This is a genomic window from Xanthomonas sp. WHRI 8932A, assembly GCF_035012785.1.
Lineage (GTDB): Bacteria > Pseudomonadota > Gammaproteobacteria > Xanthomonadales > Xanthomonadaceae > Xanthomonas.
Genome location: NZ_JAYGQQ010000009.1, coordinates 231,023 through 255,150, shown reverse-complemented (window position 1 = coordinate 255,150; position 24,128 = coordinate 231,023). Strand labels below are relative to the sequence as shown.

The following is a 24,128-nucleotide window of genomic DNA, read 5'->3' as shown; positions in this document are numbered from 1 at the left end:
TGATGGTGAGGCGGATCGCTCACTCTTTAGGGTGAGTCACATGCCGCTGCGACAACCTGGCACCGCATCTCACGCCTGCATCGATGCGGCATGCACCACGCGTGCATGCCGGCACAGCAGCGATAGCGCGCATCCCTGCTGCTGTGTGCATTGCAGTGTGCAGGTAGGCGTCACCAGCACAGAGGGCCAAGCGAACCCCACCGCGCAACACCACGTCGTACACAAGCAACGTTCCTGCGCCGATCGAATGCTGCCACCAACATTGGGGACGCCACGCAGCGCACACTGCGTCGCGACGGCACGCGCCCGACGCGATGCGCCAGTCCTTGCGTACTCCAGCCTTATCCGATTTTCTGTCCCACGTCCCTCCCCCGAAAGAGGTGGTGGTGCTTCCCCCGATCTCGCCCGACAATACTGCGATGCCGCATGAGCCCGTCATCCGATCCCCCCTGCTGTTTCGCCTATGCGCGGCGGTGATCGTTGTGATGTGCAGTTGCTGGTGGGCATGCCCGCCCGTGCGCGCCGAAGGCATCGCCGCCACCCGTGCGGGGCTGCTGCAATTCCACCACACCGCCTGGAGCACCGAACGCGGCGCACCGGCCGACATCTGGGATATCCAGCAAGCCGACGCCGGGCCGTTGTGGTTGGCAACCGGCTTCGGTCTGTTTCAGTTCGATGGCGACCACTTCGCGCGGCAGGCGCCGCCGGATGGCGAGGCCTACGCGTCGCACAACATGACCGCGCTCGCGCTGGCGCCGGACGACACTGCCTGGATCGGCTACTTCAACGCCGGCATCGATCGCCTCGCGGACGGTCACCTCACGCACTTCCGCCCAGGCAAGGACGTGCCCGACGGCATGGTGTTCCGCATCGAGCACGATGGCAGTGGACGCTGGTGGGCGGCCATCGATGGCGGTTTGTGCTGGTTCGATGGCCAGCGTTGGCAGCGTGCCGGTGCCGACTGGGGGTACACCGCCGAACGCGCGCATTGGTTGCTGCGCGATGTGCGCGGCACGCTATGGGTCAGCGACGGTACGCAGATTCTGTCGTTGCGGTCTGGCGCCAAGCGGTTCGAACCCAGCGGTCAGCAGGTGGGTGTCTACGTCACCATGGCCGAGAGCCCGGACGGTGCGATCTGGGTCGCAGACCCGTACCGCGGCGTGTTTGCGTTGACCGATGCGCAAGGCAACGTGCTGCCCGCAGCGGCGCGTGCCCGGCCGCAATTTTCCGGGTTATTCGCGCGGCGCATCCGCTTCATGCGCGACGGCGCGCTGTGGGGCAGCGACTACGCGGCGCATGGCCTGTTCCGGATTGCCTTGCCCACTTCGCCCACGCCGGTGCTGGAGCGCTTCGGACCGGTGCAGGGGCTGACCTCGGCCACCGCCGGCCCGTTGCTCGAAGACCGCGAAGGCAATTTGTGGGCCGGCACCAATCTGGGCCTCAACCGCTTCCGGCATCGCGCATTGCTGCCGCTGGCGCCGTTGCTGCCGGGCCAGGCAATGGCCGTGGCGACCTTCAATCCTGCACCCGACACGTCTGCACGCCCGCTCCTGGCCAGCCTGCGCGATGGCCGACTGCTGGCGTTGAGCCGCGATCGCGTCGCAGGCCTGCAGCATGGTGCGTCCACCCACATCCTGGATGTGCCAGCGACCACCAACGGCTGGGTGCTTGGCGAGTACGCCCTGCTGCGTCTGCAGGCCGGCCGCGCGCAGCCCGTGACGCTGCCGCTCGGCCTGTCCACCGGCGCCATCCGCGCCTTCGTCGTCGACAGCCGCAACCATCCCTGGGTCTGCCCCGATGCGAGCGGCCCCTACGCATTCGATGGCAGCGCCTGGCAGCCACTGGCCAATCTGCAGGACACCCCGTGCACGGTGCTCGCCAACACGCAGGATGGCGGCATCTGGGTGGGCACCATCAAGGGCGATGTGCGCCTGCTGCGGAGCAGGCAGTTGACGCACTACAGCGCCGAAGATGGCCTGTCGGTGGGGCCGATCACCGCCATCTGGCAACGCCCGTCGCTCACCCTGGTCGCCGGCGAAACCGGGCTGGCAGCGCTGGGCGCCGATGGCCGTTTCCGGCAGGTGCCCGATCAAACCAATCCGCTCCTGCAAGGCATCACCGGCATCGTGCAGGACCGCCACGGCACCTTGTGGTTGAACGGCAACCGCGGCGTGGTGCAGATCAGTCAACGCGCGCTGCTGAGCAGCGTGCAATCGGGTGTGGCCAGCCCGGTCCTGCGCCTGTACGACATCATGGACGGGCTACCCGGTGTCGCGCAGCAGGCCACGCCGGTCCCCACGGCCATCGCTGCCGACGACGGCCTGATGTGGTTCACCACCAATCAGGGCCTGGCCTGGCTGGATCCCGAACAGACCTACCGCAACCCCACTGCGCCGGAGGTCTTCATCACCGAAGTGGTTGCCAACGATCGCCCCTACCCGCGTACGGCTGGGCTGCGGCTGCCCCAATGGACCCACCGCCTGCGCATCGGCTACGACGCGGTCAGCCTCACCCGCCCCGAGCGCGTGCGCTTTCGCTACCGGCTGGAAGGCGTGGACGCGCAATGGCAGGACGCCGGCAATCGTAACGAGGCGTTCTATACCAACCTCACACCGGGCCGTTACCGCTTCCGCATTGCCGCCGCCAACAACGATGGGGTGTGGAACGAGCGCGGAGACACGCTGGACTTCGTGATCGAGGCGGCCTTCGTGCAGACCTGGCAGTTCAAGGTGTGCGTCGCGCTGGCCTTGCTGCTGACGCTCGCGATCAGCTGGCGCATGCGCACCCGGCACGTTGCCGGACGCCTGCGCGCGCGGCTGGAAGAGCGTTACCGCGAACGCGAACGCATCGCCCGCGAGTTGCACGACACCTTGTTACAGGGCACCCAGGGGCTGATCCTGCGGCTGCATGCTGCCAGTCGCTCGTTGCCCGGCAACGACCCGCGCCGGCTGGAGCTGGAGCAGGCGGTCGATCTGGCCGAAAACGCACTGGTCGAAGGCCGCGACCGCGTCAACGGCCTGCGCGACAGTTACTCGCTGCGCCAGGATCTGGCCGCCGCATTGCAGCGCTCGCGCGATGCCACCATGCCCCCGCCTGCGGCCGAGCTGCAGGTCTCGGTGGAGGGTCGCCCAGTGGCGCTGCGCCCGATGGTGGCCGACGAACTGTTCCAGCTTGGCCGCGAAGCGTTGGCCAATGCCGATCGCCACGCCGACGCCGCACGGATCACGCTGGAACTGCGTTACGGTTCACGTGACTTCGTGCTGCGCATCCGCGACGATGGCTGCGGCCTGGACCCGGACGTGCTGCATGGCCAAGCGCGCACCGGGCACTGGGGGCTGACCGGCATGCAGGAACGCGCGCAACGCATCGGCGCCAAGATGCAATTGTGGTCACGTCCGGGCAGCGGCACCGAAATCCAGATCATGCTTCCCGCCCGTACCGCCTATGCAACGCCACCGCGCTGGTGGTGGCCATTTCGACCTGCACAATCCACGGAGAGCTCCAATGGCTGAGATGGTCAAACCGACCGACGTACTGGTGGTAGACGATCATCCGCTGCTGCGCGACGGTCTCAGCGCCATGCTGACCGCCGAACACGACATGCGCGTGGTCGGCGAAGCCGAAGACGGCGAACAGGCAGTGGCCTGCTACGCCAGCCTGCGCCCGGACGTGGTGCTGATGGATCTGCAGATGCCGCGCGTGGATGGCGTCGAAGCCATCCAGCGTATCCGCCGCGTCGACCCCACCGCCAAGGTCATCGTGCTGACCACCTATACCGGCGATGTGCGTGCGGTGCGCGCATTGCAGGCCGGCGCCTGCGGCTACCTGCTCAAGAGCGCACTGCGCCGCGAGCTGGTCGACACCATCCGCGACGTGCGGCGTGGCCAGCGCCGGCATGTTCCGGCGTCGGTGGCCGAAAACATCGCCGCCCACGTGCTCGACGACGCGCTGTCCGCCCGCGAGACCGAGGTGCTGAGTCTGGTCGCCACCGGATGTTCCAATAAACAGATCGGCAACGCCCTGAGCATTTCCGAAGAGACGGTCAAGGCACACATGAAGAACATCCTGGCCAAGCTCGGCGTGCGCGATCGCACCCATGCGGTCACCGTTGCCTTGCGCCGCGGGATCCTGTCGCTGGAAACCTGAGTGGCTGGCCATGCCATGGCCAGGCGGATGGCGCATCCGGGGGGGCGCTCCCCAAACTGCGCGTCCTCCGGCTGCCGCGGCTCGGTCACAGCGGCAACCGGGCCCTGCAAAGACGCGTCCGTGGTCGATTGCCCCAAGGACAGCCACCCCAAACTGCCCACCGCACCCACCAGCAGCCACATTGCAACCCAGTCCACCATTCTTGAACGCAAGGCGCACGACGCGATCGACGCGCACTCTCAAATCGATCGGCTTGAGCTATCTTATGCACCGCCAAGCGGCATGGGGGCCGCTTCAGCATCTTGTCTGGCAGCCGATAACGGCTAGGTCCGACCGCTGCACTGCGCTGCGGCGGCACTCGATTCAATCATTTAAACGCGTTCAGGGGAATTGCGATGCTTCGTCACTCTTTGCGGGTGCGCCTGCTGTTGCCGGTGCTGGCCTTGGTGCTGGTTGTGGTGGTGGCACTCACGGTCATTCTGGCCATTACCGAAGCGAACCGGGTCAAGTTCGAAGCCGGCGACGCGATCGAGCGCCAGTCGGTGTCCTTGCAGACCTTGTTCGCGGTCACCCGCTCGATGATGCTCGACCGCGTCAATTCCTCGATGCGCCAACTGCGCAAGGAAGCCAATGCACAGGGCGCCCCGAGCATGGGCAGCGACATCCGCGTCGCAGACCGCAGCGCCAGCGATCTGCTGCTGGGCCAGCGCCCGCAGGCGAATTCCTTCACCATGCTGGACGAGGTCACCGCGATCCACGAAGGCACCGCGACGCTGTTCTCGCGCACCGGCGATGAGTTCGTGCGTATCTCCACCAACGTCAAGAAGGAAGACGGCAGCCGCGCCATCGGCACCGTGCTCGATCCCAATGGTCAGGCCGCGGCCAAGCTGCGTAACGGCGAAAGCTTCTACGGCGTGGTCGACATCCTCGGCAACCCGTACGTCACCGGCTACGAGCCGATCTTTGCCGGCAACGACAAGCGCGTCATCGGCGCCTGGTACGTCGGCTACAAGGCCGACACCCAGGCCCTGGAAAACGTGGTCAGCAGCCGTCGCGTGCTCGATTCCGGCTTCATCGCCGTGTTCGACAGCAAGAACAAACTGCGCTTTCAGTCCACCACCGGTGCCACCACCGACACCGCCACCATCGAGCGAATCGTCAAGGAAAGCCCGGACGACTGGGTCGTGACCAAGCAGGAAGTGCCGGATTGGGGCTTCACCCTGGTCTCGGCGTATCCCAAGAGCGACGTCAATGGCGTGATCGTGCGTCAGTCGCTGTGGATCGCCGGCATCGGCCTGTTGGTTTGCGCACTGTTGCTTGGCCTGCAGTGGGCGCTGATCTGGAGCCGCGTGTTGCGCCCCATCCAGCATCTGACCACCGTGGCCGAAGAACTGAGCCTGGGCAAGTGGAACCACACCATCGAAGAGGTCAACCTCAAGGATGAAATTGGTACCCTGGCGCGCGCCATCTCCCGCCTGTCCAACAGTGTCCGGTTGGCCATGGAGCGCCTCAGCAAACGCTGAGCCGCTTCACCCGATTTCGTACCAGATGATGCAAGGAAGACGCCATGTCCAATGAATTCCGTCCGCTGATCGATGTCCTGCGCGAGCTCAGGGCGTTGGCATTGAAGAAGGCGTCCGGCTTTCTGTTTGTCGTCACCGAAGAAAACCATTCCTGCATCGTCCGCCTCAACGCCGGACAGATCGAAGAAGTGGTCTTTCGCATGCTGCGCAATGATGAGGCGGTGCAACGCCTCACCATGGTCGGTGCCGCGAAGGCCCGCTTCCAGGTGGACCCCGGTGCCGGCATGGGCAAGCCGTCGTTGCTGAGCGAAGACTCGCGCCAGTGGTTGATGGGCGGCTTCGAACAGGATCTGGGCGGCGCCCCTGCCCCGGCGCGCGCACCCGTGGCACCCGCGCCGGTGGCGGCTTCACCGGTCGCAGCCGCCGCGCCAGCACCCGCGCCGTCAGGCAACGCCAGTGCCGGCGCGCCGGACGATCGCGTACGCGATGCCTTGGAAAAAGTCGCGCTGAACTATCTCGGCCCCATCGCCGGCATGCTCTGCGACGAAGCCTGGGACGCGTCCAGCGATATCGAGCAGGTGCTCAGCCAGCTCGGCGCCAACCTGGCCACACCGCAGGAAGCGCAGAAGTTCATGGCCGACGCACGTACGGCATTAGCAAAGGTGCGTTGAAGGTCATCTTCAGCGTGCTACAGCATCAAGCCGCGCACTGCGCGGCTTTTTTGTAGGTGCGGAAGTGTCAGCTCCCTTACTACGGGCCTTGTCACGGGCTTTCGCCTTCAATGCCTCGTCCCATGCCACAAAACCCTTGCTTGGCAATGCACAAGGCTGCCCAAAATTGCCAGACTCAAAAAGCCAAAAGCCCGCAGTTACGCGGGCTTCAAGACATTTATTGCTAGTGGGTGCCCGGCAGTACCGGAGGTCCACTCACTCCCACTCGATCGTCGCCGGCGGCTTGCCGGAGATGTCGTAGACCACCCGCGAGACGCCGCGCAGTTCGTTGATGATGCGGTTGCTCACTGTGCCGAGGAAGTCGTACGGCAGGTGCGCCCAATGCGCGGTCATGAAGTCGATGGTCTCCACCGCACGCAGTGCGATCACCCATTCGTACGCACGCGCATCGCCGACCACGCCGACGGATTTCACCGGCAAAAATACCGCAAATGCCTGGCTGGTCTTGTCGTACAGATCGGCCTTGCGCAGCTCGTCGATGAAGATCGCATCGGCCTTGGCCAACAGTTCGGCGTAGTCGCGCTTCACTTCGCCCAGGATGCGCACGCCCAGGCCCGGGCCCGGGAACGGATGGCGATAGACCATGCTGCGCGGCAGGCCGAGTTCGACGCCGAGGCGACGCACTTCGTCCTTGAACAGTTCGCGCAGCGGTTCGACCAGGCCAAGCTTCATGTGTTCCGGCAGGCCGCCCACATTGTGGTGGCTCTTGATCACGTGCGCCTTGCCGGTCTTGCTGCCGGCCGACTCGATCACGTCCGGATAGATCGTGCCCTGCGCCAGCCACTTGGCGTTGGCCAGTTTGTTGGACTCTTCATCGAAGATATCCACGAACAGGTTGCCGATAATCTTGCGCTTGGCCTCAGGGTCGCTCACGCCTTCGAGCTTGGCGAAATAGCGATCCGCCGCATTGACGCGAATCACCTTGACGCCCATGTGCTCGGCAAACATCGCCATCACCTGGTCGCCTTCCTGCCAACGCAGCAGGCCGGTATCGACGAACACGCAGGTCAGCTTGTCGCCGATCGCCTTATGCAATAGCGCCGCGACCACCGACGAATCGACACCGCCGGACAAGCCGAGAATCACTTCGTCATCGCCCACCTGTTCGCGCACGCGCGCGATCTGGTCGTCGATGATGTTGGCCGCCGTCCACAGGGTCTGGCAGCCGCAGACATCGACCACGAAGCGGCGCAGCAAGGTCTGGCCCTGCAGCGTGTGCGTCACTTCCGGATGGAACTGCACGCCGTACCAGCGCTTGTCCTCGTTGGACATCGCCGCCACCGGAATGCGGTCGGTCACGGCAGTAATGGTGAAGCCCGGCGGCACCTGCGACACGTGATCGCCGTGGCTCATCCACACGTTCAAACGCGAGGCGCCGGCATGGTCGGTCAGGCCGGAAAACAACGCATCGGCCGCGACGACATCCACCTCGGCATGGCCGAATTCGCGTTGGTCGGCCGCTTCGGTGGCGCCGCCCAGCTGCGCAGCCAGGGTCTGCATGCCGTAGCAGATACCGAACACCGGCAAGCCGCTGTCGAACACTTGCTGCGGCGCGACCGGCGCCCCCGGCAAGGTGGTCGATTCCGGGCCACCGGACAGAATGATGCCCTTGGCCCCAAACCCGGCAATCTCGGACGGATCATGATCCCAGGCCCATATCTCGCAGTACACGCCGATTTCGCGGATGCGCCGCGCGATCAACTGCGTGTACTGCGCGCCGAAATCGAGGATGAGGATCTTGTCGTTATGCAGGCTGGACATCGTTACTCGCAGGGCGAAGGCGGCGCGCTCGGCGCCACTCCAGGAAAAGAATAAGCAGCGGAGCGCAGAGCACTCCCGGCCACAACAAAAGCGTTCCCATCAGCAGGTAGAGCAAGCCGTAGAGCGCACTGGCCAGCAGTGTTGCCGACGCGACGCGCACCACCACGCGCTGCAGGTGTACGGTGGCGCCAAATGCCAACAGCACCGGGGCCGATGCCACCAACAGATACATCAACGCGAAGAACGTCCAGCGATACAACACTGAAGACACCGCCAGCAATCCCAGCGCCACCACGGTCATTGCCGAGATGACCGCAAGATAGGCGAGCGATGCCTTCCACATTCGAATTACCCCGCCCGATAGTTCGGCGGCTCTTTGGTGATCTGCACGTCATGGACGTGGCTTTCGCGCTGGCCGGCGCCGGTGATCTTGACGAACTTCGGCTTGGTGCGCATGTCTTCGATCGTGGCACAGCCCACATAGCCCATGGTCGCGCGCAGGCCACCGATCAGCTGATGAATGATGCCGCCGACCGAGCCGCGATACGGCACCCGGCCTTCGATACCTTCCGGCACCAGCTTGTCGGCGTCGCTGGAATCCTGGAAATAGCGGTCCTTGGACCCCTTCTCCATCGCGCCCAGGCTGCCCATGCCGCGGTAGCTCTTGTAGCTGCGGCCCTGGAACAACTCGACTTCGCCAGGCGCTTCTTCGGTACCGGCCAGCAGACCGCCGACCATCACCGTGGACGCACCCGCCACCAGCGCCTTGCCGATATCGCCGGAGTAGCGGATGCCGCCATCAGCGATCAAAGGAATGCGGTCCTGCAAGGCTTCGGCCACCATGTCCACCGCGGTGATCTGCGGCACGCCCACACCTGCAACCACGCGCGTGGTGCAGATCGAACCCGGACCTACGCCAACCTTGACCGCATCGGCGCCGGCATCCATCAGCGCCAGCGCTGCATCGCCGGTGACGATGTTGCCGCCGATCACCTGCAGGTGCGGATAGGTCTTCTTGACCCAGGCCACACGGTCGATCACGCCCTGCGAATGGCCGTGCGCGGTATCGACGATGACCACGTCAACGCCGGCAGCCGCCAACAGCTCGATGCGCTGTTCGGTATCGCCGCCCACACCGACTGCCGCGCCGACCAGCAGCCGCGTGGACGAATCCTTGGCGGCGTTGGGGTTGTCGGTCTTCTTCTGGATGTCCTTGACCGTGATCAGGCCGCGCAGCTCGAAGCTGTCGTTGACCACCAGGATTTTTTCGATGCGGTTGCGATGCAGCAGCTCAAGCACTTCCTCATCGCTGGCGCCTTCGCGCACGGTGATCAGGCGATCCTTCTTGGTCATGATGTGGCGGACCGGATCGTCGAGCTTCTTTTCGAAACGCATGTCGCGGCTGGTGACGATGCCAACCAGTTCGCTGCCATCCACCACCGGCACGCCGGAGATGTTGCGCGCACGCGTCAGTGCGATCACTTCGCCGATCGTGGTGTCCGGGCTCACCGTAAACGGCTCGGTGATCACGCCGGACTCGAACTTCTTGACCTTGGCTACTTCGGCCGCCTGCTGGGCAGGGGTCAGGTTCTTGTGGATGATGCCGATGCCGCCCAGCTGTGCCATGGCCACCGCCAGGCGGTGCTCGGTCACTGTGTCCATCGCGGCCGACAAGATCGGCAACTTCAGACGCAGATCGCGGGTCAGCCGGGTTTCCAGGCTGACATCCTTGGGCAGGACGATCGAATGAGCGGGGACGAGCGAGACGTCGTCGTAGGTGAGAGCTTCAGCCTGGATGCGGAGCATCGGCGGACCCGAGTTTGGGGAAGCGCGGCATTTTACCCTGAAAGCCTTCACGAAGACACCACGCAGCCGCAATGCTGCGTTACACCGATCGCTCAACCAGCGGCATCCGCCGCTTCCAGGGTGTTCTGCATCAGCGTGGCCACGGTCATCGGCCCCACCCCGCCCGGCACCGGCGTGATCCAGGCTGCGCGCTGTACGGCGGCATCGAAGCCGACATCGCCCACCAGGCGTCCGTCTTCCAGCCGGTTGATGCCCACATCGATCACCACTGCGCCTGGCTTGACCCATTCGCCCGGAATCAGCCCGGGGCGGCCCACCGCCACCACCAGGATGTCGGCATTGCGCACGCTGGCCTCCAGCACATCGGCCGGGGTGAACTTGTGGCAACTGGTGACTGTGCAACCGGCGATCAACAGTTCCAACCCCATCGGCCGGCCGACGTGATTGCTCACACCCACAATCGTGGCGTTGCGCCCGCGCACCGGTTGATCGGTATGCCCGAGCAAGGTCACGATGCCGCGCGGCGTGCACGGGCGCAGGCCGAATTCGCGCAGTGCCAGATGCCCCACATTTTGCGGATGGAAGCCATCCACATCCTTACGCGGATCGATGCGCTGGATCAGCCGGTTGGCATCGGGAATCCCCGGCAGCGGCAGCTGGATCAGGATGCCGTGTATCTTGGGATCGGTGTTGAGCTCATCGATCAACGCCGCCAACTCGGCCTCGCTAGTGCCGTGCGGCAGGTCGTAATCGAACGCTTCGATACCCACTTTTTCCGCCGCGCGTCGCTTGTTGCGCACATACACCGAGGATGCCGGGTCGCCGCCGACCAGCACCACCGCCAACCCGGGCCGCGCCTTGCCCGCGGCCACGCGCGCATCCACGCGCAACTTCAGCCCGTCGAGCAGGTCCTCGGCAATGCGGCGACCATCGAGAAGGCGGGCCGGAGCGGAGGCAGCTGGCGCGGAAGCGGTCATGGGGCGTCAGGTGTAGAGTCGAAGGCCGTCTATTGTCCCCGATTCCGTCATGACCGACACCACCCCGCCCACCGATTCGACCACCACCGCCATCGAAGCGGCCGCATTCCGCCGCCTGCTGCAGCATCTCAATCAGGAGCGCACCGATGTGCAGAACATCGACCTGATGATCCTGGCCGGCTTCTGCCGCAACTGTCTGGGCGATTGGTACCGCGAAGCGGCCGAGGCGCAAGGTCAGCCGATGAGCAAGGACCAGGCGCGCGAAGCGGTCTACGGCATGCCGTTCGCGCAGTGGAAACAGCAACATCAGAAAGACGCGACTCCCGAACAACTCGAAGCATTCGCTGCGGCCCAGCGCAAACACGGCTGATCGTTGGTCTGGACGCGCGGCTGTTGCGATTGCTGTGCGTCCACTTTGCCTAACTGACATCTGCGTGGCCATCCAGCGAGCATCGCTGCCCCTCGATGCGGTTCGCGGCTGTGGCACGAATCCACGCTGGTGTTGCGTGCATCGCTTCCACCTAGGTACTTATTGCTAGCGATGTCTTGTTGATGGCCTCAAGACTCGAAAAGTTTGGGTGCTTGGGAGGGTTGAACGCAGTGGATAGATCTAATGCAGAGCGCATGATCTGCGCCCTGGCTGTAGGGCCCTTGCCCGCCTACCGCCGCGGAACACGCTGTGAATCCGTCCATGGGGGCTCTTATGCGGCATCCATGCCGCATAAGAGCCCGCGCCGGTAGGCGGACAACGGCCAGTCGAGAGGGTCGGTGTGCATGGTTGCAAGCAAGGCACCAGTCCCGCCGTTTAGTTGCTGACCTTTTATCAGCGGCGCGGGCTGAAAGACATTCCGCCGACCGGGCCGCTGCCGGTGTCGGTACCGGGCGCAGTGGATGGCTGGTTCGCGCTGCATGAGCGCTTCGGGCGCAAGCCGATGGCGCAGAACCTGGCGCTGGCGATCCGCTACGCGCGCGAAGGCCACCGCGTCCGCCACGCAAACCGCGGCGTCGCAATACCGAGCGACTTCGCAACGAAAGTGAAGTGCAGTACAGCCAGCTGTTTACCTGGTCACCGACCAACGTCCTGGCTATGCGGCATCCATGCCGCATAAGGTCCCGCGCCGGCAGGCGGACAAGGGCCAGTCGAGATGGTCGGTGTGCACGGTTGCAAGCAAGGCACGAGCCCCGCAGTTTAGTTGCTGGCCTTTTATCGCCAAGTGGAAGTGCAGTAAGGCCAGCTGTTTACCTGCTCACCGACCAACGTCCTGGCGCGGTGCCCTCGCCGCTTGCGGGACCCTGTGGCGGCATGGATGCCGCCACGGAGCGTCCATGGATGGATTCACAGCGTGTCCCGCAAGCGGTGAGGGCATCGCGCGCTCGACGACGCGACCTGAGCATCCAGCTGACGGCAACAGGAGCCAAAAGACTGCATTGCCGCAAGCCAGCTGCACGCACCCGCACATTGGGTTCTTGCGCAGCTCCTCGCCCAACTGACGATCATGGCGTGTTGTCAGCCGTTCTTGGTCTCTACCGCAGCCTCTTCACCGGTTTGCGCCAACGCATCGCGGTTAAGCGATCGGCTCTCTCGGCGCGGCGGCGTAAATGGCGTGGGCTTGGGGACCGTCGGCGTGATGTTGCCGAACATCAACCCTGCCCCGGCACGCACATTCCCCGCAGCGATTTCCAGCTCCAGCCGCTCCGCATCGCGGCGGCGGATCTCGCGGCCGATCATGCCGGCCTCATCCTCGTCCACGCCCAGCTCGACCAGCGCCATCTGGCCGAAGGTCACCGCCGACTCGAAGGTTTCGCGAATCTGGTAATCCACACCGGCGGCGATCAGCTGCAGCGAATGCTCACGATCGAACGAGCGCACCAGCAGGCGCGCATGCGGGAACTCGCGCGTCGCCAGCTCGACGATGCGGTTGGCTGCCTCGCGATTGTCGATGCACACCGCGATCGCCTGCGCAGTATGCGCACCGGAAGCATGCAACACGTCCAGCCGGGTCCCGTCGCCGTAATAGATCTTGAAACCGAACTCTTCCGCGCTCTGGATCATCTCGATGTCGTTATCGATGATGGTCACGTCCACGTCGCGCGCCAGCAGTGATTGGCTGGCCACCTGACCGAAGCGTCCGAAGCCGATCACCAGCACGCTGCCGGTCTGACCGTTGGCTGCTTCCACACCGTCCAGCGATACCTCCGGCGCGGGCGTCAAACGCCGCTGCAACAGCACGAACAACGGCGTCAGCGCCATCGACAGCACCACGATGGCGGTGAGGGTGGCATTGACCTGCGCATCGATCACGCCCGATGCCGCGGCCGCCGCAAACAGCACGAAGGCGAACTCGCCGCCCTGCGCCATCAGCACACCACGATCCAGTGCCTGACGATGATCGCTGCGCATCACCCGCGCCACCGCATAGATACACGCCGCTTTGCCCACCATCAACGCCAACACGCCGACAAGGATGAGACGCCAGTCGGCCGCAACCACGCGCAGGTCCAGGCTCATGCCCACGCCCAGGAAGAACAAGCCCAGCAAGATGCCGCGGAACGGCTCGATATCGGCTTCGATCTGATGCCGGAAGGTGGATTCGGACAGCAGCACCCCGGCCAGGAACGCCCCCATCGCCATCGATAGCCCGCCCACCTGCATCAGCAGTGCGGCGCCCAACACGACCAACAGCGCTGCCGCCGTCATCACTTCGCGCGCTTTGGACGCGGCAAGAATCCGGAAAAGAGGATTGAGCAACCAGCGCCCGGCCACCAGCAGGCCAACGATGCAGGCCAGGCCGATCCCGACGTCATGCCAGCGCTGCGACGCGGCCTGCGGATCGCCACTGGAACCCATCCAGGCCACGATCGCCAGCAACGGGACGATCAGCAGGTCTTCGAACAACAGGATCGCCACGATCTTCTGCCCCGAGGGCAAGGCCACATCGCCGCGTTCGGCCAGCAACTGCATCACCACTGCGGTCGAGGTCAGCACGAAACCGGACGCAGCCACGAAGGCCACCGGTGGCGCAAAGCCGAGCAATATGCCGATCCCGGTCAGCACCAGTGCGCACACGCAGATCTGCACGGTGCCCAGTCCAAAGATTTCCTTGCGCAGGCTCCACAGATGCGAAGGCCGCATTTCCAGGCCGATCACGAACAGGAACATCACCACGCCCAATTCGGCGACATGCAGGATCGCCTGCGGGTCGTCGAACAGGCCCAGTCCGAATGGGCCGATCGCCAGGCCCGCTGCCAGGTACCCGAGCACCGAGCCCAGGCCCAGCCGCCGAAACAATGGGATCGCAACCACCGCAGCGCCCAGCAGAGCCACCACGTTGATCAGTTCACTGGAATGCGCAGGCTGGCTCATACCCGGATTCTAACGACACGCGCGCAGTGACGCCTTGCATCTGCTTGCTTGTTGCGCCGACCAGCTTAGGCGCCATCGTTTCCACCGAGCACTCGCACTTTGATCGAAACGCCTAAACGACGAACGACGCCGGATGGCGTCGTTCGCGATGAAACAGTGGCTAAGCGATCAGTCGCGCGCGTCGGCCTGGGCCAATGCGTTACGCAGAATTTCCTTCGCCGGTCCACCGTGCTTCTCGTGCTGGAGCGCAAAGTGCACGGTCGCTTCGATCAAGCCGATGTGCGCGCCGCAATCGAAACGACGGCCCTCGAAGCGGAATGCATCGACCTGCTCTTTCTTCAACAGCTCGGCAATCGCATCGGTCAGCTGGATCTCGCCGCCGGCGCCTGCACCGGTCGCTTCCAGCAACTCAAAAATCTTCGGGCTGAGCACATAGCGGCCGACCACGGCCAGGTTGCTCGGCGCTACTTCCGGCTTGGGCTTTTCGACGATCGCATTGATGCGGCCCTTGCGGCCGTCGAATGTATCGGTGGAAACAATGCCGTAGCTGGCGGTCTTGTCGTGCGGCACATCTTCCACGGCGATGACGCTGCCGCCGGATGCTTCGGCCACATCGGCCATCTGGGTCAGCGCGGCATCGCCGCGGTTCCACATCAGATCGTCCGCCAACAACACGGCGAACGGCTCATCGCCGACCACTGCTTTCGCACACAACACCGCGTGGCCCAAACCCAGCGCCTCGGCCTGCGTCACAAAAATGGCGCGAACGCCTTCTGGCAACGCATGACGCACCAGTTCCAGCTGCTCCAGCTTGCCTGCACGCTCGAGCTTCTGCTCCAGCTCGTAGGCCTTGTCGAAGTAGTCGGCAATCGAATGCTTATACCGATTGGTGACGAAGATCAGCGTATCGCAGCCGGCCTGGATGGCCTCGTCGACAGCGTACTGGATCAATGGTTTGTCGATGATTGGCAGCATTTCCTTCGGCACCGTCTTGGTGGCCGGAAGAAAGCGGGTCCCAAGACCTGCGACGGGGAATACGGCCTTGCGAATACGCTGGCTCATTACAGTCTTCTGACCTCACGTGCGGGGAATGGAACGACCGTATCAGATCGCGCGTCGACTTTCCGTCGAGCAGCCGCAAAATCCGGCATCAGGCTGCCCAGCACAGTCTCCATTGCCTTGATGTCATAGCGATTAACCGCCTCGCGCAAACGCGTCACCAGCTGCAACACCTGCTCGTGCGAGAACTCGCGCACGCCGGCTTCCAGAATCTTGGGATGCGCGGTCGGGCGATAGTCTTCGTCGGAATAGAACAGCGTTTCATGCAGCTTTTCGCCAGGACGCAATCCGGTGTAGAGAATCGCCACATCCTTGCCCGGCTGCTTGCCGGCAAGACGGATCATCTGCTCGGCAAGCAGACGGATCGGCACCGGTTCGCCCATGTCCAGCGTGTAGATCGCGCCATGCGACGCCGAGGCAGCTGCCTGGATCACCAATTGGCACGCCTCGGGAATGGTCATGAAGTAGCGCGTCACGTCCGGGTGCGTCACCGTGACCGGGCCACCCTGGCGAATCTGCTCGCGGAACAACGGCACCACGCTGCCAGCCGAATCCAGCACGTTGCCGAAGCGCACGGTGATGAAGCGCGTTGGCGCATCGCGCGCATCAAGACTCTGGCAGATCATCTCCGCGTAGCGCTTGCTTGCGCCAAGGACGTTGACCGGCTCGACCGCCTTGTCGGTGGAAATAAACACGAAGGTTTCGATGCGTGCGCGCTGACAGGCGCGCGCAACGTTCTCGGTCGCCAGCACATTGTTGCGTACGGCCTCGCGCAGCTGCTCTTCCAGCAACGGCACCTGCTTGTACGCGGCGGCATGGAACACCGCATCCGGGGCGGCGGTGTTCAACGCATGCGCCACCACGGCCGGGTCGCCGCAATCGCCAAGCACCCGCACCACTTCGATATCCGGGAACAAGCGACGCAGATCCGAATCGATGGTCAGCAACGCCAGCTCATCGATTTCCAGCAGCACGATGCGACGCGCACCGTGACGCGCACACTGGCGACAGACTTCCGAACCGATCGAACCGCCGGCACCGGTCACCATCACGGTCTTGTTGGTCAGCCAGTCTCGGATCAATCGCCAGTCCGGCGTCACTGGCTTGCGATTGAGCAGGTCCTCGATGGCGACCTCCTTCAATTCGCCAGGCAGCGAACGGCCTTCCAGCACATTGATCAGCTTGGGCACCATCCGGAACGGCAGGCCGGTGCTCTCGCAGATCGCCACCACCCGCTGCATGCCAGAGGCATCGAGCGAGGGAATCGCGATCACCAGCAGCTTGGCGGCGGTTTCCTTGGCAATCGAAGCGGCCTGATCCAGATTGCCCAGCACGTTAAGGCCCTGGATCTTGGCGCCGTGCAGGTTGTTGGCATCGTCCAGAAAGCCGACCGGCACGAAGGTACCGGTGCGGCGAAGATCGCGCACCAGACCTTCAGCAGCGCGTCCGGCGCCCAGGATCAGCACGCGTTGCGCCGCATCGCCGGAATGTGCGATCTGGTAATCCTTCCAGGCGCGATACAGCAGACGCGGCGTCCCGAGCAGCGCCGACAGCGCGAACGGATAGACCACCAGTACCGAGAGCGGCACGCCGTCCAGGCGGTCGTACGACAACGCCAGCACGATCGCCACCAAGCCGAGGAAGCTCGACTTGAAGATGTTCCAGAGGTCAGGCACCGATGCAAAGCGCCAAAGCCCGCGGTACAGACCCATCTTCCAGAACACCAGCCCCTGTGCCACCAGGACCACGGCGGTGCGCCAATCCCAAAGAGGAAGGTCCGGTGCTTCGCGCAGCATCGAGTAACGACCCGCATGCAACAGCTGCCAGCACACCCAGACCATCAGAAGGTCGTGTACTACCACTGCAACTTGCGGCAGCGCCTTGGTCAAACGGTCACGCCAGGAAATCATAAGAATCCATTACTCAGGAATTGCGCAATCCATCGCGCAGAAAATACCAACTGGCACTAGCGCCCAAGCCCCACACCACGGCTGCCCAGACTTGCTGACCAAACACATCATGACGAAGTAACACATACAAGCAGACGGCAGCGACGCTGAAAGCGAAATAAACAGCGGTTACCGGAACATGCGTTCCAAGCCGGCGCGCCAGGCGTTGATACACGTGTTGCGCGTGCGGCTCCCACCAGCGCTGCCCGGCGAGCATGCGAGACAGTAGCGTGAAGCCGGCGTCCACAAGGAAGGCGGTCAGCGGCAGCCAGCCGATCCACCAGCTGACCTGCCCGCCTGCGACGTTCAGCGCAAGCAACGCGGCCAGAACATACCCCAGCGCACCGCTGCCACCGTCGCCAAGAAAGATGCGCGCACGCGGGAAGTTGAACGGCAGAAACCCCAGACATGCTGCCGCTACCGCCAGACCAGCCAGCGACCAGGCTGCCGGAGCCACCGCCGCAAATACCAGTGCGGCCAGCGCGGCCTGGCTGGCGGCTAATCCGTTGATGCCGTCCATGAAGTTCCACACATTGATCAGCACCACCGACGCGACGGCGCTGAGCACGCCATCCCATGCATTGCCCGTGCAGTACGTGACCAGCAATCCAAGCGATACGGATGCGGCCAGATGGATCGCAAACCGCAGCCTGGCCGACAACGGCCGATGGTCGTCCCACCAACCGACGCCGGCCACCAGGATCAACCCGACCGCGAACCAGCCAACCACCATACTTGCCGCTGGCCACAGCAAGCTGGCCGCAGCGCAACCCAGCAGGATCGCGGCAACGATCGCCATGCCGCCACCACGCGGAGTGGCAACCACGTGGCTGCGCCGCTCGCCGGGTTCATCGAGAAGGCGACGATGCAACGCATACCGTCGCAGCAGCCACGTTCCAAGCGCCGCAACGACTACGTGCAAGGCGCACCAGAGCCAGATCTGAGGCATCAGCGCGTATCACCGCTGTCAGGACCACGGGCATATGACGTGCGCTTTTTTGAATCACGCATAAGAGAACCGCGCAGAAGAAATGGCCAAAGCTGCAAGCGGACCCGACCCAGATCGGAGGCATCGGGCAGCACACGGCATAGCGGTGCAGGTGGCATCTGCGCAGCTGCCAGCCAGCGGATTGCCACGGGCATGATTGGCGCCGACGCAAGCTGCGACGTCGCGACCCGCGAGTCGATCAAACCAACAGCGGCTAAGAAAACGTCGCGAGCGGCTGACAGACGAATGTGGACGGCGCGCAGGAACCGGAGTGCACGAGTGGTACATGCCGATTCCGAGCACCGGCCGCGCCCGCCTGGCGACTGCGTCGTCGTTTTGGCAGTCGCTCTAAACGCAGTGTGCCGAACAGACAGAAACACGCCTTACACCACCGCGTAGTTCAACAGCGGCTTGACGGTGCCCCACTCCTTGCAGCTCGGGCATTGCCAATGGTGGGTTTTTGCGCCGAACCCACAACGGGTGCAACGGTAGCTGGGGTTACGCACCAAGAGCTGGTCGGTGATGTGCTTGAGATCGTTCAAGGTGCCAACCGGGTCGCTGCCTTCGGCAAGCGTCAGGTCGATCAACGCCGACTCGCCGCGCACCGATGGCCGGTCCTTGAGCTGACGACCGAGATAAGCCAGCGCGGGCGCAACCCCATCCTGCGCCTCCATCAATTGGGTCAGCGCCAGCACCGGTGCGATACCGCGGTAGTGCTCGGTCATCTCCGACAGGAAATTACGTGCGCCGGCAATGTCGCCGACGCTCCGATAGGCGGCCATCAGGGCAGGAATGATTTCCGGCAGATACTCCGGGTCGTGCCGTGCGGCGCGCTCGAAGGCACGCACGGCGGCCTCGTTATGGCCGCGCTCGGCTTCGATGCGCCCCTCCAGAATGCCGGCGCGGACCGACGTGCCGTCGGCCTGATACGCACGCGCGATCGCCTGCAAGGCTTCGTCGACCTTGCCCAGTCCGCGGTATCGATCGGCCAGCTCGCATTCGAACTGCGAGATCAGCTTGCCCATCGGCTCGCCGGTGACTTCTTCGTAACGGGTGGCGTTGTCGATCGCCTTTTCCCAATCGCGCTCGGCCTGATAGATGCCGATCAGGTGACGCAGCGCCTGCGGCGCGCGTTGATCCAGCTGCGCAAGTTCGGTGAAGACCGTTTCGGCGCGATCCAGTAGGCCGGACTTCATGTAGTCCTCGCCCAGCGCCAGCAAGGCCTGGACCCGCTGTTGATCGGTCAGGTCGGCGCGCTGCACCAGGCCCTGATGCAGGCGGATGGCGCGATCGACCTCCCCGCGGCGGCGAAACAAGTGACCCAGCGCGACCTGCGTCTCGAAGGTTTCCTTATCCAGCTCGGCGATGTGCAAAAACAGCTCGATCGCCTTGTCCGGCTGCTCGTTGAGCAGATAGTTCAAACCACGAAAATAGGTACTGGACAGTCGGCTGACCTGAGTGTCGCCATGACGCTGCCCACCGCGGCGGCCGACGATCCAGCCACTGAGCGCCGCCAGCGGTAAAAACAGGAAAAACCAGAACCACTCGGTCAGGAAGTCCATACGTGCTTAGAGTCCATCGAGAGGGCGCGGCTCGACTGCGGCAGGCGTGATGGGCCTGGCGTCGGCGCGGCTGACCGCAACAGCCTTGTTGGCCTGACGCAGCTTGGAATAGAGAGGAATGACCACACTGACCAGCACCATGCCGGCACCGATCAACACACCGACCAGCAGCGCGACGATGATCGCCACCCCGGAACTCGTGTGCACACTAGAAAACAGGAAATCGAGAGTGATGTCCTGGGAATTGACCGCACCGATAATCAGGCCGACCAACAAGAAAGCCAGCATCACCAGCAAGCGAAACACCTTCATCGCGCGACTCCGTCGGGAAGGCGCCTAGCTTAACCGAGCCGACATAAACGCAGCGGTAGAGCCGCCTCAGTCTGCGGAATCGGCCAGATCGACCGGGACCACGGAGCTGACACGCTCACGCAATTCCTTGCCCGGCTTGAAATGCGGAACATGCTTTCCCGGCAGCGCAACCGACTCGCCGGTCTTAGGATTGCGGCCCAGACGTGGCGGACGGTAATGCAGCGAAAAACTGCCAAACCCGCGGATTTCGATCCGATCACCATCGGAGAGCGCCTGCCCCATCATTTCCAGCAGTGACTTCACCGCCAGATCCACGTCGTCCGACTTCAGATGCGCTTGGCGTCGCGCCAGGATTTCAATCAATTCGGACTTGGTCATGGGAACTTGCTTTTTTCGACTGACACATCGGAATCGGCCCGGGCAAGCCCGGGCCGATCCATCACGCTCGCGAGAGCGCTACGCGCTTACTCGGACTTGTTGCTGTTCAACTGTGCACGCAGCAGCGCGCCCAGCTGAGTCATGCCGCCCGACGCAGCGGAGGACTGATATTCCTCCAGCGTCTCGCGCATTTCGGCATCGTCCTTGGCCTTGATCGACAGCTGCAGGGTGCGGCCCTTACGGTCCATGCCCACGAACTTGGCTTCGATCTTGTCGCCGACCTTCAGGTGCTGAGTCGCATCGTCGACGCGCTCGTTGGCGATGTCGCGTGCAGCGACGTAGCCTTCGATACCGTCGGCGAGGTCGATCGTGGCGCCCTTGGCATCCACTTCACGCACAACGCCTTCGACCTTCGTCCCCTTCGGGTTGGACGCCATGTACTGACCGAACGGGTCCTGCTCCAGCTGCTTGACGCCCAGGCTGATGCGCTCGCGCTCCGGGTCCACTGCCAACACAACGGCTTCCAGCGTGTCGCCCTTCTTGTAGTTGCGCACGACATCTTCGCCGGTGGTGTTCCAGCTGATGTCGGACAGGTGCACCAGACCGTCGATGCCGCCGTCCAGACCGATGAAGATGCCGAAGTCGGTGATCGACTTGATCTGACCGGACACCTTGTCGTTCTTCTTGTGGGTCGCAGCGAAGGTTTCCCACGGATTGGCGGCAACCTGCTTCATGCCCAACGAGATGCGGCGACGCTCCTCGTCCACATCCAGCACCATCACTTCGACTTCGTCACCAACCTGCACAACCTTGGACGGGTTGACGTTCTTGTTGGTCCAATCCATCTCGGAGACGTGCACCAGACCTTCGACGCCCGGCTCGATTTCGACAAATGCGCCGTAATCGGTGACGTTGGAGACCTTGCCGAACACGCGGCTGTTGGCCGGGTAACGACGCGCGATGTTGTCCCACGGATCTTCGCCCAGCTGCTTCAAGCCGAGGCTGACGCGGTTACGCTCGCGATCGAACTTCAGCACGCGCACGTCCAGCTCGTCGCCGACGTTCACGACTTCGGACGGATGGCGCACGCGCTTCCAGGCCATGTCGGTGATGTGCAGCAGGCCGTCGATACCGCCCAGGTCCACGAATGCGCCGTAATCGGTCAGGTTCTTGACGACACCCTTCAGGATCGCGCCTTCCTGCAGCTTGTCCATCAGCTGCTCGCGCTCTTCCGAATGCTCGCTCTCGACCACTGCACGACGCGACACCACGACGTTGTTGCGCTTGCGATCCAGCTTGATCAACTTGAACTCAAGCTCCTTGCCTTCCAGGTAGGCCGGGTCGCGCACCGGGCGCACATCCACCAGCGAACCAGGCAGGAACGCGCGAACATCCTTGATGTCCACGGTGAAACCACCCTTGACCTTGCCGCTGATGCGGCCGGTGATGGTTTCGTTCTTTTCCAACGCTTCTTCCAGCTCGTCCCACACCATCGCGCGCTTGGCTTTCTCGCGCGACAACACGGTCTCGCCGAAGCCGTTTTCGATGGAGTCCAGCGCAACCTTGACCTGGTCGCCCACGCCCACATCGATCTCGCCAGCGTCGTTACGGAACTGCTCGATCGGCACGATGCCTTCGGACTTCAGGCCTGCGTTGATCACCACCACGTCGCCGCGCACTTCCACGACGGTACCGGTGACGATCGAGCCCGGCTTCAGCTTGGCCAGATTGGCTTGACTGGCTTCGAACAGTTCAGCAAAAGATTCTGTCATTTGGATTTTACTCAGTTGAACACACGGGCGTTGATCGTCGGGTTGCGACAGATACGGACCGCCCAGCCTGTTGGTCGACCCCAACAACGAGTCGGTTTAGAAGTAGTAGAACCGCCACACAGGATGCGCGACGGAGCTGTGGAACGCCTTACGGTCGGCGGGACATGCCCGCTTGCGGAACGCTTACGACGACGTGTGGACAGCTAACATCCCGACCACACGCTGGACGACATCCTCGATCCCTATCCCGCTGGTATCGATGAGCACGGCGTCTTCGGCCGGCCGTAATGGCGCCACCACCCGCTGGGCATCCCTGGCATCTCGGGCCATGATCTCGCGCAGCAGGTCGTCAAAGATAACCGAAACACCCTTTTCCATCAACTGTTTATGACGACGGCCCGCACGTTCTTCGGCACTGGCGGTCAGGAAAACCTTAAATGCGGCATCCGGGAAGATCACCGTACCCATGTCGCGCCCATCGGCGACCAGGCCGGGTGCGCGCCTGAATGCGCGTTGGCGTTCCTTGAGGGCACCGCGCACCTCGGGAATCGCCGCAATCGCCGAGGCCAGGGCGCCAGTGGTCTCCAGACGCAATTCGCCGGTCGCATCCACGCCGTTGACCAGGACCCGCAAGCCCGCTTCGCCGGCGTCGTCGAACTCGACCTTGGTATCGAAGGTGCAACGCACCAGTGCAGCCGGGTCGGACACGTCCAGATCGGCCCAGCTCGCCGCCACCCCCACCGCGCGATACAGTGCGCCCGAATCGAGGTAGTGCCAGCCCAGCCGGGCAGCCACGATGCGGCTCACTGTGCCCTTGCCGGCGCCGGAGGGACCATCGATGGTGAGGACGGGCGAAAGGTCGGTCATTCAGGTTTCCGGTAGGTCATCAGGCGCTAGTGTAGCGCCGCTCGCAGCGATTCGGATGCAACCACTTGAAAGCACGACGAAAAGCCGGTTAGAATTGCCGGCTTAATTGCGGGTGCAGCCTCGATCGCGCGCACTCTTCCATCGAATCCAACCGTTTACGCCGAGGTGTGCCATGAAAGTCCTGTCCTCCCTGAAGTCTGCGAAGACCCGTCACCGCGACTGCAAGGTGGTCCGCCGCCGCGGCAAGGTCTTCGTGATCTGCAAGTCGAACCCGCGTTTCAAGGCGCGTCAGCGCTGAGCCTTCGCGGCGCGTGCAAGACCCGAGAAAGCCGCCTTCGGGCGGTTTTTTCTTGGCCGACGCTTGATGCGGCTCCATCCTTGGCGTGCTGAGCAAGGCATCTGCTGCCACGCGTCGACGTCACTGCCCGAGTGGCACGCATCGCGCCAACGTTTGTCCTGGTTTTTTGCTGTAATCACCATCCGAATCTTGTCCACTGGGGAGTAGATGACATGCGCAACCGTTTGTTTGTGATGCCGCCGATCGTGCTGACAATCGCGCTGATGGGGATCAGTGCCGCCGCATCGGCCGAAACGCTGTTGGTCGATCGTGCGCAGCAAAAACCCGCCGCCGCCCTGCCCTTGCGTGGCGACAGCATGAGTCAGGTCGAAGGCCGCTACGGTGCGCCGCAGGAGAAGCTCGACCCGCGCGGTGGCCAGAAGCGCCAGTGGCCGACCATCCACCGCTGGGTGTATCCGGCATTCACCGTGTACTTCGAAAAGAGCAAGGTGATCGACGTGGTGGCCAATCAGGCCGATGCCAACGAGATCGGGCCGAAACCGCCGATCCAGTAAGACGCGACATCACCCCGGCCAGCGCGTGCAGACATCGTTCGCTGCACGTTCTGGCCCAACGCGTCGCAGCACCACGTATCT

Annotated in this window: 20 protein-coding genes, 1 other RNA gene and 1 pseudogene; 8 read left to right on the top strand and 14 right to left on the bottom strand. The window is 63.7% G+C overall.

Annotation, left to right across the window (positions count from 1 at the left end):
- Positions 1-419 precede the first annotated feature (419 nt).
- The 4 genes from VC212_RS16355 to VC212_RS16340 all read left to right on the top strand — a co-directional run bounded on the left by VC212_RS16355 (position 420) and on the right by VC212_RS16340 (position 6,340).
- On the top strand, positions 420-3,512 hold the full coding sequence (locus tag VC212_RS16355; RefSeq protein ID WP_323526402.1) for a triple tyrosine motif-containing protein: 3,093 nt from the start codon (positions 420-422) through the stop codon (positions 3,510-3,512).
- Entirely contained in the window at positions 3,505-4,146 is a 642-nt protein-coding gene (locus VC212_RS16350) for a response regulator transcription factor (RefSeq protein ID WP_055854030.1), read from the top strand. The genes VC212_RS16355 and VC212_RS16350 overlap by 8 nt, the downstream gene beginning before the upstream one ends.
- Positions 4,147-4,541: 395 nt before the next feature.
- Positions 4,542-5,669 (top strand): Cache 3/Cache 2 fusion domain-containing protein, encoded by a 1,128-nt coding sequence (locus tag VC212_RS16345; RefSeq protein WP_055854028.1) that lies wholly within the window; start codon positions 4,542-4,544, stop codon positions 5,667-5,669.
- A gap of 44 nt (positions 5,670-5,713) precedes the next feature.
- Positions 5,714-6,340, top strand: coding sequence for a hypothetical protein (locus VC212_RS16340; RefSeq protein ID WP_323526376.1), 627 nt, complete (start codon positions 5,714-5,716; stop codon positions 6,338-6,340).
- Positions 6,341-6,595: 255 nt separating this feature from the next.
- Here the strand turns inward: VC212_RS16340 and guaA are convergent, their stop codons facing one another.
- The 4 genes from guaA to folD all read right to left on the bottom strand — a co-directional run bounded on the left by guaA (position 6,596) and on the right by folD (position 10,944).
- Positions 6,596-8,161 (bottom strand): glutamine-hydrolyzing GMP synthase, encoded by a 1,566-nt coding sequence (gene guaA, locus VC212_RS16335; RefSeq protein WP_323526375.1) that lies wholly within the window; start codon positions 8,159-8,161, stop codon positions 6,596-6,598.
- On the bottom strand, positions 8,145-8,504 hold the full coding sequence (locus tag VC212_RS16330; protein WP_055852253.1) for a hypothetical protein: 360 nt from the start codon (positions 8,502-8,504) through the stop codon (positions 8,145-8,147). The genes guaA and VC212_RS16330 overlap by 17 nt, the downstream gene beginning before the upstream one ends.
- A gap of 5 nt (positions 8,505-8,509) precedes the next feature.
- A complete protein-coding gene (gene guaB, locus VC212_RS16325; protein ID WP_055852250.1) occupies positions 8,510-9,967 on the bottom strand; it encodes an IMP dehydrogenase in 1,458 nt (485 codons plus the stop codon).
- Positions 9,968-10,059: 92 nt separating this feature from the next.
- The gene (gene folD / locus VC212_RS16320) at positions 10,060-10,944 is read right to left on the bottom strand and encodes a bifunctional methylenetetrahydrofolate dehydrogenase/methenyltetrahydrofolate cyclohydrolase FolD (protein WP_055852245.1); all 885 of its coding nucleotides are present in this window, start codon (positions 10,942-10,944) and stop codon (positions 10,060-10,062) included.
- A gap of 49 nt (positions 10,945-10,993) precedes the next feature.
- On the opposite strand from folD, the gene VC212_RS16315 reads away from it, so the two are divergent.
- Complete coding sequence (locus VC212_RS16315; protein ID WP_115527877.1) at positions 10,994-11,314, top strand: DUF1244 domain-containing protein; 321 nt, start codon at positions 10,994-10,996, stop codon at positions 11,312-11,314.
- Positions 11,315-11,765: 451 nt separating this feature from the next.
- A pseudogene (locus VC212_RS16310) lies at positions 11,766-12,053 on the top strand (gamma-glutamyltransferase); the annotation flags it as partial.
- Positions 12,054-12,451: 398 nt separating this feature from the next.
- On the opposite strand, the gene VC212_RS16305 reads toward VC212_RS16310, so the two are convergent.
- The 10 genes from VC212_RS16305 to cmk form a co-directional block, all read right to left on the bottom strand.
- A complete protein-coding gene (locus tag VC212_RS16305; RefSeq protein ID WP_323526373.1) occupies positions 12,452-14,308 on the bottom strand; it encodes a monovalent cation:proton antiporter-2 (CPA2) family protein in 1,857 nt (618 codons plus the stop codon).
- Between the two features lie 168 nt (positions 14,309-14,476).
- A complete protein-coding gene (galU, locus tag VC212_RS16300; protein WP_055852231.1) occupies positions 14,477-15,370 on the bottom strand; it encodes a UTP--glucose-1-phosphate uridylyltransferase GalU in 894 nt (297 codons plus the stop codon).
- Entirely contained in the window at positions 15,370-17,277 is a 1,908-nt protein-coding gene (locus VC212_RS16295) for a nucleoside-diphosphate sugar epimerase/dehydratase (protein WP_055852227.1), read from the bottom strand. Before VC212_RS16295 ends, galU begins: the two co-directional genes overlap by 1 nt.
- A gap of 13 nt (positions 17,278-17,290) precedes the next feature.
- On the bottom strand, positions 17,291-18,265 hold the full coding sequence (locus VC212_RS16290) for a glycosyltransferase family 4 protein (RefSeq protein ID WP_323526371.1): 975 nt from the start codon (positions 18,263-18,265) through the stop codon (positions 17,291-17,293).
- A gap of 251 nt (positions 18,266-18,516) precedes the next feature.
- Positions 18,517-18,592, bottom strand: a non-coding RNA gene (locus tag VC212_RS16285) — sX9 sRNA.
- A 95-nt stretch (positions 18,593-18,687) separates the two neighbouring features.
- Complete coding sequence (gene lapB / locus VC212_RS16280) at positions 18,688-19,866, bottom strand: lipopolysaccharide assembly protein LapB (protein WP_055852219.1); 1,179 nt, start codon at positions 19,864-19,866, stop codon at positions 18,688-18,690.
- Between the two features lie 6 nt (positions 19,867-19,872).
- Positions 19,873-20,178 (bottom strand): LapA family protein, encoded by a 306-nt coding sequence (locus VC212_RS16275; RefSeq protein ID WP_104614612.1) that lies wholly within the window; start codon positions 20,176-20,178, stop codon positions 19,873-19,875.
- Positions 20,179-20,244: 66 nt separating this feature from the next.
- On the bottom strand, positions 20,245-20,556 hold the full coding sequence (locus VC212_RS16270; protein ID WP_055852212.1) for an integration host factor subunit beta: 312 nt from the start codon (positions 20,554-20,556) through the stop codon (positions 20,245-20,247).
- Positions 20,557-20,642: 86 nt separating this feature from the next.
- Positions 20,643-22,328, bottom strand: coding sequence for a 30S ribosomal protein S1 (gene rpsA, locus VC212_RS16265; protein WP_055852209.1), 1,686 nt, complete (start codon positions 22,326-22,328; stop codon positions 20,643-20,645).
- 183 nt (positions 22,329-22,511) lie between these two features.
- On the bottom strand, positions 22,512-23,195 hold the full coding sequence (cmk, locus tag VC212_RS16260) for a (d)CMP kinase (protein ID WP_115513122.1): 684 nt from the start codon (positions 23,193-23,195) through the stop codon (positions 22,512-22,514).
- A 172-nt stretch (positions 23,196-23,367) separates the two neighbouring features.
- On the opposite strand from cmk, the gene ykgO reads away from it, so the two are divergent.
- Complete coding sequence (gene ykgO, locus VC212_RS16255; RefSeq protein WP_005913193.1) at positions 23,368-23,493, top strand: type B 50S ribosomal protein L36; 126 nt, start codon at positions 23,368-23,370, stop codon at positions 23,491-23,493.
- Between the two features lie 212 nt (positions 23,494-23,705).
- The gene (locus VC212_RS16250; protein ID WP_055852198.1) at positions 23,706-24,047 is read left to right on the top strand and encodes a hypothetical protein; all 342 of its coding nucleotides are present in this window, start codon (positions 23,706-23,708) and stop codon (positions 24,045-24,047) included.
- Positions 24,048-24,128 lie beyond the last annotated feature (81 nt).

Coding starts and splice junctions, on each gene's coding strand:
- VC212_RS16355 (WP_323526402.1), top strand. CDS start 420: ATGCCGCATGAGCCCGTCATCCGATCCCCCCTGCTGTTTCGCCTATGC.
- VC212_RS16350 (WP_055854030.1), top strand. CDS start 3,505: ATGGCTGAGATGGTCAAACCGACCGACGTACTGGTGGTAGACGATCAT.
- VC212_RS16345 (WP_055854028.1), top strand. CDS start 4,542: ATGCTTCGTCACTCTTTGCGGGTGCGCCTGCTGTTGCCGGTGCTGGCC.
- VC212_RS16340 (WP_323526376.1), top strand. CDS start 5,714: ATGTCCAATGAATTCCGTCCGCTGATCGATGTCCTGCGCGAGCTCAGG.
- guaA (WP_323526375.1), bottom strand. CDS start 8,161: ATGTCCAGCCTGCATAACGACAAGATCCTCATCCTCGATTTCGGCGCG.
- VC212_RS16330 (WP_055852253.1), bottom strand. CDS start 8,504: ATGTGGAAGGCATCGCTCGCCTATCTTGCGGTCATCTCGGCAATGACC.
- guaB (WP_055852250.1), bottom strand. CDS start 9,967: ATGCTCCGCATCCAGGCTGAAGCTCTCACCTACGACGACGTCTCGCTC.
- folD (WP_055852245.1), bottom strand. CDS start 10,944: ATGACCGCTTCCGCGCCAGCTGCCTCCGCTCCGGCCCGCCTTCTCGAT.
- VC212_RS16315 (WP_115527877.1), top strand. CDS start 10,994: ATGACCGACACCACCCCGCCCACCGATTCGACCACCACCGCCATCGAA.
- VC212_RS16305 (WP_323526373.1), bottom strand. CDS start 14,308: ATGAGCCAGCCTGCGCATTCCAGTGAACTGATCAACGTGGTGGCTCTG.
- galU (WP_055852231.1), bottom strand. CDS start 15,370: ATGAGCCAGCGTATTCGCAAGGCCGTATTCCCCGTCGCAGGTCTTGGG.
- VC212_RS16295 (WP_055852227.1), bottom strand. CDS start 17,277: ATGATTTCCTGGCGTGACCGTTTGACCAAGGCGCTGCCGCAAGTTGCA.
- VC212_RS16290 (WP_323526371.1), bottom strand. CDS start 18,265: ATGCCTCAGATCTGGCTCTGGTGCGCCTTGCACGTAGTCGTTGCGGCG.
- lapB (WP_055852219.1), bottom strand. CDS start 19,866: ATGGACTTCCTGACCGAGTGGTTCTGGTTTTTCCTGTTTTTACCGCTG.
- VC212_RS16275 (WP_104614612.1), bottom strand. CDS start 20,178: ATGAAGGTGTTTCGCTTGCTGGTGATGCTGGCTTTCTTGTTGGTCGGC.
- VC212_RS16270 (WP_055852212.1), bottom strand. CDS start 20,556: ATGACCAAGTCCGAATTGATTGAAATCCTGGCGCGACGCCAAGCGCAT.
- rpsA (WP_055852209.1), bottom strand. CDS start 22,328: ATGACAGAATCTTTTGCTGAACTGTTCGAAGCCAGTCAAGCCAATCTG.
- cmk (WP_115513122.1), bottom strand. CDS start 23,195: ATGACCGACCTTTCGCCCGTCCTCACCATCGATGGTCCCTCCGGCGCC.
- ykgO (WP_005913193.1), top strand. CDS start 23,368: ATGAAAGTCCTGTCCTCCCTGAAGTCTGCGAAGACCCGTCACCGCGAC.
- VC212_RS16250 (WP_055852198.1), top strand. CDS start 23,706: ATGCGCAACCGTTTGTTTGTGATGCCGCCGATCGTGCTGACAATCGCG.